Source organism: Flavobacterium sp. (assembly GCF_044338735.1).
Classification (GTDB): domain Bacteria; phylum Bacteroidota; class Bacteroidia; order Flavobacteriales; family Flavobacteriaceae; genus Flavobacterium.
The window spans coordinates 1-8,158 of record NZ_JBIIWV010000098.1 but is presented as its reverse complement, the minus strand read 5'-3'; the positions used below and the strand labels follow the sequence as shown (position 1 = coordinate 8,158).

11 protein-coding genes are annotated in these 8,158 nt (G+C 32.6%); 9 read left to right on the top strand and 2 right to left on the bottom strand.

What is annotated here, in order from left to right; all coding sequences use genetic code 11:
* The coding region (locus ACIQZC_RS07405) for a winged helix-turn-helix domain-containing protein (RefSeq protein ID WP_396138597.1) at positions 1–467 on the top strand (467 nt) is incomplete at its 5' end.
* Entirely contained in the window at positions 467–1,510 is a 1,044-nt protein-coding gene (locus tag ACIQZC_RS07400; RefSeq protein ID WP_396138596.1) for a sensor histidine kinase, read from the top strand. The genes ACIQZC_RS07405 and ACIQZC_RS07400, both read left to right, overlap by 1 nt.
* Here the strand turns inward: ACIQZC_RS07400 and ACIQZC_RS07395 are convergent.
* Complete coding sequence (locus tag ACIQZC_RS07395) at positions 1,493–2,539, bottom strand: glycosyltransferase (RefSeq protein ID WP_396138595.1); 1,047 nt, start codon at positions 2,537–2,539, stop codon at positions 1,493–1,495. The genes ACIQZC_RS07400 and ACIQZC_RS07395 overlap by 18 nt on opposite strands.
* 5 nt (positions 2,540–2,544) lie before the next feature.
* Positions 2,545–3,363 carry a UDP-2,3-diacylglucosamine diphosphatase gene (locus ACIQZC_RS07390; RefSeq protein WP_396138594.1) on the bottom strand — a complete coding sequence of 273 codons (819 nt, stop codon included), beginning with the start codon at positions 3,361–3,363 and terminating at the stop codon, positions 2,545–2,547.
* 118 nt (positions 3,364–3,481) lie between these two features.
* On the opposite strand from ACIQZC_RS07390, the gene trmB reads away from it, so the two are divergent.
* From trmB to ACIQZC_RS07355, 7 genes are all read left to right on the top strand, one after another.
* Positions 3,482–4,156: a tRNA (guanosine(46)-N7)-methyltransferase TrmB gene (gene trmB, locus ACIQZC_RS07385; protein ID WP_396138598.1), complete on the top strand. Its 675-nt coding sequence runs from the start codon at positions 3,482–3,484 to the stop codon at positions 4,154–4,156.
* A 9-nt stretch (positions 4,157–4,165) separates the two neighbouring features.
* On the top strand, positions 4,166–4,798 hold the full coding sequence (locus ACIQZC_RS07380; protein WP_396138593.1) for a LysE family transporter: 633 nt from the start codon (positions 4,166–4,168) through the stop codon (positions 4,796–4,798).
* Positions 4,795–5,130, top strand: coding sequence for an MGMT family protein (locus ACIQZC_RS07375; protein ID WP_396138592.1), 336 nt, complete (start codon positions 4,795–4,797; stop codon positions 5,128–5,130). The genes ACIQZC_RS07380 and ACIQZC_RS07375 overlap by 4 nt, the downstream gene beginning before the upstream one ends.
* Positions 5,131–5,229: 99 nt before the next feature.
* Positions 5,230–6,372: a P-loop NTPase gene (locus ACIQZC_RS07370; RefSeq protein WP_396138591.1), complete on the top strand. Its 1,143-nt coding sequence runs from the start codon at positions 5,230–5,232 to the stop codon at positions 6,370–6,372.
* Positions 6,373–6,374: 2 nt separating this feature from the next.
* Entirely contained in the window at positions 6,375–6,614 is a 240-nt protein-coding gene (locus ACIQZC_RS07365) for a NifU family protein (RefSeq protein ID WP_396138590.1), read from the top strand.
* Between the two features lie 81 nt (positions 6,615–6,695).
* Complete coding sequence (locus ACIQZC_RS07360) at positions 6,696–7,748, top strand: NAD(P)/FAD-dependent oxidoreductase (protein WP_396138589.1); 1,053 nt, start codon at positions 6,696–6,698, stop codon at positions 7,746–7,748.
* An 81-nt stretch (positions 7,749–7,829) separates the two neighbouring features.
* A partial coding sequence (locus ACIQZC_RS07355; protein WP_396138588.1) for a ferredoxin occupies positions 7,830–8,158 on the top strand: 329 nt, incomplete at its 3' end.

Here is an 8,158-nt window from a genome sequence, read left to right as displayed (position 1 = left end):
AAATTCCAGAACTTCAGAATACAATAATTACTTTTTTAACGGCTCGTTCAGAAGATTATTCTCAAGTAGCCGGTTTTGATGCGGGTGCCGATGATTACATTACAAAACCTATCAAACCGAAAGTATTGGTAAGCAAGGTTAAGGCATTATTAAGAAGATTGAAAGATGACACCAAAACAAGCACTACTTTAAATGTAGGTAATATTGAAATTAATCGTGAAGAATATAAAATTGTCAATAACGGAAAAGAAATAATTTTACCGCGTAAAGAATTTGAATTGTTTTATTTATTAGCTACTAAACCGGGCAAAGTATTTACAAGAGAAGAAATTTTAGATAAGGTTTGGGGTAATGAAGTGGTTGTAGGTGGAAGAACTATTGATGTTCATATTCGAAAATTACGAGAAAAAATTGGTGATGATTTTTTTAAAACCATTAAAGGAGTAGGTTATAAAATTGAATTTTAATGACCCTAAAATTTAAAAAATCATACAAGTTTGCAATAAAATCATCCTTCTATATTGCTCTTTTTTCTTTTGGCTTTTTAGCCATAGTTAATTATTTTTTATTGCAATTACCGCTGTTATACATACTGCTATTTATTCTATCACTATCTATTTTTTCATTCTTTGTGTTACAATACCGCGTTGAAAATTTTATTTACAAAAGAGTAAAGAAAATATATGACGATGTGTCTTTATTAGACAATACCGATTTTAGAAATCAATCCATTACCACCGATATGGAAACACTAACCAGTGAAGTACAAAAATTTGCTCTGGATAAAAAAATGGAGATTGAATCACTAAAAGTGAGAGAAGAATATCGAAGAGAATTTTTAGGTAATGTATCTCACGAATTAAAAACACCATTATTTACGGTTCAAGGGTATATTCTAACCCTTTTAGATGGTGCGATGGACGATAAAAATATCCGAAAAAAATACCTTCAAAGAGCTGAAAAAGGAGTAGAACGCTTGGTGTATATTGTGAACGATTTAGACATGATCACCAAATTAGAATTGGATACACTAGGTATAGAAACTTCAGAATTTAATATTGTAGATGTGATTCAAAATGTATTGGATCTGCTTGAAATGAGGGCTTCCAAAAAGAATATTTTGCTCACTTTTGATATGAAATATGTTCGACCAATTAAAGTCGTGGCCGATTTAGAAAAAATTCAGCAAGTAGTAACCAATTTAGTTGAAAACTCTATTAAATATGGCAAAGAAAATGGCACTACCGAAGTGAGTATTGAAGATTTTGTCAATAATAAAGTCATCATTAAAGTAATTGATAATGGTGAAGGAATTGAAAACCATCACATACCTAGGTTGTTTGAACGTTTTTATCGCGTAGACAAAAGCGGCGCAAGAAGCGAAGGAGGATCCGGTCTTGGACTAGCCATTGTGAAACACATCATTGAACGCCACAATGAAAAAATAAATGTAGAAAGTGAGTTTGGAAAAGGTTCTGAATTTTCATTTACATTAGAAAAGGCGGAATAAATAATTCCAGTTTATTTCTGTTGAAAAATTCTCTAATCCATTATAGTTTTCAATAGTCAAGAGTTGATCAATTGTAAATTCTTCTTGATTACAACAAGGTGCAATACCTTCCATTTTATATTTTTCTGCCAAATATTCTTGCTCGTATTGACCTGGAGTGGGAATAAAAAACGCTTTTTTACCTAATTTAGCCAAATCCATCACTGTAGTATATCCAGAACGACAAAGTACTTTTTCACTTTGGTTAAAAGTATTTTCTAATTGCTCAGAATTCATAAAATTGTAATAGGTAATATGATTTTGTGTATGGCTGGTTTGTTTTTCTTGAACGACACCTTTTATAAAAACCACGTTTCCTGTATAAGAATCTAGTTCCTTTATTATTTTTTGCTCTAAGAATGTTCTTTGTGGTTCAGGACCCGATAAAATAACCATTAAATCAAACACTTTTTTCCTTCTCCTTTTCTCAAATCTACTCAACGGACCAATATAGGTTACATTTTTTAATGGTTTTTTTAAATGACCTAATTTTCCAGTTAAATTAGAATCAGAATCGCTATCGGGAACCCAACACTGATTAAATTTTGAAATAAATTTTGAGTGTATTTTAGTTGTAAACCATGAAGTATTACCAGACAATACATTTAATTGGTGGGTCATAAAAATAGAAGGAATTTTTTGAGAATAAACACCTAGTCGATTATCTGAAATGATTCCATCAATTGCATGTTTTTCAATAATTTGATTTACTATTTTTCTTTCGTTATAAACTGCTTTAAACATTTTTGGCATTTGTGCCAATAATTTCCATTTAAAATTTTTCCCTTTTTCGGCATAGGAGATATCATAGGGAGGCAATTCAACAGAAACCAAATGCGGAAATTCTTTTTTTAATAGCGCTAAGGCAACACCGTCTGAAGCTATAACCGGATTAAAATTGTTTTCCTCCAAAGCTTTAATTATTGGAATACATCGAGTAGCGTGACCTAAACCCCAATTTAAGGGAGCAACAAGTATATTTTTTTTCATTTTGATTATTTAAGAATGGAAATAAATTCTTCGGCCAACTTATTTTCTCGTTCAAAATCATATTCTTCCACTACAGCTATGGCATTTACGTCATGGCGATACAGTTTCCATTGTTTTTTATGATACTCTAAAGCGGTTAAGTTTTCTATCCAATCGCCCGAATTTAAATACAGTGTTTCACCTTTTTCGTTTTTAATTGTTTCAATTTTTGGTTCGTGTATATGACCACAAATTACATAATCAAATTTATTTTCAATGGCTAATTCAGTACAAACATTTTCGAAATTTGAAATAAATTTAACCGCCGATTTTACATTGCTTTTTATTTTTTTTGACAAGGAATAAGGCTCTTTGTTAAATCTTGCAAGGATCCAATTAATAAATCGATTAATTAAAATTAAAAGATCATAACCCCAACCGCCTAATTTTGCAAGCCATTTGGCATGAGTGATCGAAGCATCAAATACATCACCGTGAAAAATCCAAGCCTTTTTTTTATGGAGTTCTATAACTAGTTTATCTACTAAATTAATATTACCTAAATTAAGATCGGTAAATTTTCTTAAAAATTCGTCATGATTTCCTGTTATGTAATATACTCTAGTTCCTTTTGTACTCATGGAAATGATTTTTTTTATTACATTAAGATGGGTTGCAGGAAAATATGATTTTCTAAATTGCCAGATATCAATAATATCACCGTTTAGAACTAAGGTTTTGGGTTTTACAGAAGATAAATAAGCTAACAATTCTTTTGCATGACATCCATAAGTCCCTAAATGAACATCAGAGATAACTACAAGATCTACTTTTCTTTTTTTCAAAATATTAGTTTTTACAAATCAATAAAAACTATATTTAGTTTGAGTTACTTTAACATTATTAAAACATTATTTCAAATAATGATTATTTACCTTAATTTTGCCTAAAATTGAAAAAAGCGTGGGAAGTAAAAATAAATTAAAGCGATTCAAAGAAAACGAAACATTCCAAAATGTTTTTCAACCAACAAGAGAAGAAGTCGTTTCAAATCAATTTCCGTTAAAAGGAAAATGGAATAGTGATTTCTTTAAAAATGAACATCCTATAGTTTTAGAATTAGGTTGTGGAAAAGGTGAATATTCTGTGGGTTTAGCCGAACGAAGTCCAAATAAAAATTTTATCGGTATCGATATTAAAGGAGCACGTTTTTGGCGAGGCGCTAAAACATCCGTTGAAAACGGATTGCACAATGTAGCCTTTCTGCGTACACAAATTGAGTTAATTGAACATTGTTTTGCCCAAAATGAAGTTTCGGAAATTTGGATTACTTTTCCCGATCCGCAAATCAAATACAAACGAACCAAGCATCGAATGACTAATGCTACTTTTCTCGAAAATTATAAAAAAATTCTCAAACCAAATGGGTTAATGCATTTAAAAACAGATTCCGAATTCATGCATGGTTATACACTAGGGTTGTTACACGGCGCTGGTCATGAAGTGCTTTATGCCAACCATACTGTTTATAAAAACGAAGGAGCTCCTGCAGAAGTTACAGAAATTCAAACATTTTACGAAAGCCAATATTTAGAAGTCAATAAACCCATTACTTATATTCAATTTAACATAAAATAATACAATTTTATGATGTTTGCTTTAGCACTAGTATTTGGTCTTTTCTTTTCCATAATCGGAATTATCATTCCGGGGATGTTAAATATGACTATTGCTAAAATTAGTGTTAAAGAGAGTCAGAAACAGGCCTTAAACTTTGCTTTTGGAGCAGTTGCAGTAGTTTTTATTCAAGCATTTTTAGGCACATATTTTGCTAAATTTTTAGATGCGCATCCTTTTTTTAGCGAAGGATTAAAAAAAATAGGCACCTTTATTTTTATCGGATTAACGATTGCTTTTATCATAATGGGATGTAAAGCAAAAAGTAATAAAAAAATAAAGGTGACTATTGAAACTAAAAACAACCGATTTATATATGGTTTGATCATGTCTTCTTTAAATATGTTTGCTATTCCATGGTATGCGTTTACTAGTTTAATGATGGCATCAAAAGATTGGTTTGTTTATGATGTAATTTCAATTACTATCTTTTCTTTAGCGGCGGCTTTAGGAACCTATTTTGTCTTTTATCTGTATGCACTATATTTTAAAAAAATTGAACATAAATTAACTTTTATAGTTCAAAACATCAATTTTTTTATTGCTTTATTAACCGGAATTGTTGCCCTATCGTCTGTTTATAAAATCTACTTTCAACAATGAAAAATTCTTCGAATACTGATAATTTTTTCGAACGCGTTTATGCTATTGTTCGCCAAATTCCATACGGCAAAGTTACTTCATATGGCGCAATAGCAAAAGTTTTGGGAACTGCCCGCTCTGCAAGAATGGTTGGTTGGGCAATGAATGCTTCTCATCATTTAGAAGATGTACCCGCCCATCGTGTTGTAAACAGAAATGGCTTACTTTCGGGCAAGCACCATTTTGACGGGACAAACCTCATGCAACAACTGCTAGAAAGCGAAGGAATAAAAGTTGAAAACAATCAAATTATCGACTTTGAAAAATGTTTTTGGGATCCAAACCAACTTTAGTATTATTTAACAATTGTTAGTTTTAACTTTAAGCAAATGTTGTTTTAAAACTCATAAACATATTACTATCTTTGCAATCTAAAATCAGTCTGAATAAAAATGAAACTAGATAGAAAAGAGATACTTACCGCATTAGAAACCATTACGGTTGCAGGAGAAGGGAAAAATATGGTGGAAAGTGGTGCCATTCAAAATGTAATTACTTTTGGTGATGAGGTGGTAGTAGACTTACTTTTAACAACGCCAGCACTACATATTAAGAAACGAGCTGAGGTAGATATTATTAAAGTCATTCACGAAAAAGTGTATGAAAAAGCCAAAGTTAAAGTCAATATCAAAGTTGAAGCGCCAGAAAAACCTGAAAATCCTAATTTAATAAAAGGAAAAGCCATTCCAGGGATTTCAAATATTATTGCAGTAGCTTCTGGTAAAGGAGGGGTTGGAAAATCAACTATTACAGCAAATTTAGCAGTTTCGTTAGCAAAAATGGGATTCAAAGTAGGCGTTTTAGACGCCGATATTTATGGTCCATCGATGCCGATTATGTTTGATGTGGAGTCGGCAAAACCAATTTCAATTGAAGTAGATGGAAAATCAAAAATGCAACCCATTTCTAGTTATGGCGTTGAAATTTTATCCATCGGATTTTTTACCAAACCCGATCAAGCGGTAATTTGGAGAGGGCCAATGGCTGCTAAAGCTCTAAACCAAATGATTTTTGATGCAAATTGGGGCGAATTAGACTTCATGTTAATTGATTTGCCTCCAGGAACAGGCGACATCCATTTATCTATTATGCAATCGTTGCCAATTACCGGTGCAGTAGTTGTGAGTACTCCACAAGCTGTAGCCTTAGCCGATGCTAAAAAAGGAGTATCCATGTTTTTATCTGATGCAATAAATGTTCCTGTTTTGGGAATTATTGAAAATATGGCTTATTTTACTCCCGAAGAACTCCCAGAAAATAAATATTATATCTTTGGAAAAGAAGGTGCAAAAAATTTGGCCGCTGATTTACAAGTGCCTTTATTAGGGGAGGTTCCGTTAGTGCAAAGTATTCGCGAAGCTGGAGATTATGGCCGACCAGCAGCATTACAAACGGCTTCAGTATTAGAATCTATTTTTGAAACTATTACTAGAAATGTAGTGCAAGAAACAGTTAAGCGTAATGAAAATTTGGCTCCCACAGAAGCAATCAAAATAACAACAATGGCAGGATGTTCTGCTGTTAAAGGAAAATAACTATGACAACAGTTGAAATTAAAGAAAACGTGGAAAAAGCGTTAGAAGAAATTCGCCCTTTCTTGAATTCTGATGGAGGAAACATTTCATTGATTGAAATTATTGATGATAAGCATGTTAAGGTTCGATTAGAAGGCACTTGTACCAGTTGTAATTTCAGTATTAGTACCATGAAAGCCGGAGTTGAAACTACCATTAAAAAGTATGTACCACAAATTGAAACAGTAGAAAATATTAAATAGTCATTAGTCGAAAGTTTAAAAGCTAAATATCAGAAAGCTTTATAGTAGACTTTGGACTTTTTACATTAAGACGTAATTGTAATGATTGAAACAGATATATTAATTATTGGTGCAGGTCCTACTGGGCTTTTTACTGTTTTTGAAGCAGGATTGCTACAATTAAAATGTCATATTATTGATGCACTTCCTCAACCGGGCGGACAATTAGCGGAACTATATCCTAAAAAACCCATTTTTGATATTCCGGGTTATCCAGAAGTTTTAGCGGGCGAATTGGTTACCAATTTAATGGAACAAATTAAACAATTTCAACCAGGTTTTACATTATCAGAAACTGCTGAAACCATTGAAAAATTAGACGACGGAACTTTTATCGTTACTACAAATAAAGGCACAAAACATCACGCTAAAGCAGTCGCAATTGCGGGCGGTTTAGGAACTTTTGAACCAAGAAAACCAGCCCTTGAAAATATTTCATTTTATGAAGAAAAAGGGGTGGAATATTTTGTAAAAGACCCAGAATTATTTAGAGATAAAGAAATTGTAATTGCAGGCGGTGGAGATTCTGCTTTAGATTGGAGTATTTTTCTTTCGGATGTTGCTAAAAAAGTTACCTTGGTGCATCGAAGAAATGAATTTCGTGGGGCTTTAGATTCGGTTGAAAAAGTACAGGAATTAAAAGCAGCGGGAAAAATTAAATTAATCACTTCTGCCGAAGTGGTAGGAATTCAGGGCGAACATCATGTTGAGAGTATTACGTTAGATAGAGGTGGGGTTTTAGAAGATTTTAAAACCGATTATTTTATTCCGCTATTTGGTTTGACACCAAAACTTGGCGCTATTGCCAACTGGGGCTTAGATATTGAAAAGAATGCTATCAAAGTAAATAATGCCTTAGATTATCAAACCAATATCGACGGAATTTATGCCATCGGGGATGTAAATATCTATCCCGGAAAATTAAAATTAATTTTATGTGGTTTTCATGAAGCTACATTAATGTGCCAAAGTGTGTACAACAGAATCAATCCTGGAAAACGTTATGTGTTGAAATACACTACTGTTTCTGGAGTAGATGGTTTTGATGGCACCAGAAAAGAAGCAGAAAAAGCCGTTGTAAAATCGATAGAATAGTTTAGTATTCAGTGGTCAGAAAGAAAGTAGGTAGTATCAAAAATACAATATACAGCAAAACAATATACATTATACAAAAAAATGCCACAAGACGTAACCATTTTCATAACCGACAGAAACGGAGTAAGACATGAAGTGTTAGCTCCAACCGACATGAACATGAACATCATGGAGTTGATTCGTTCCTATGAATTAGCAGAAGAAGGAACCGTTGGTGTTTGTGGTGGAATGGCAATGTGTGCTTCGTGCCAGTGCTATATATTAAACGATGTTATTTCGTTGAAACGCAATCCTGATGAAGAAGCGATGCTTTGGGAAGCCTATCATGTAAAAGATAATTCTAGATTAGGATGTCAAATTCCAATTACAGAAGATATAGAAGGATTAGAAATTGAAATAGCACCTGAACA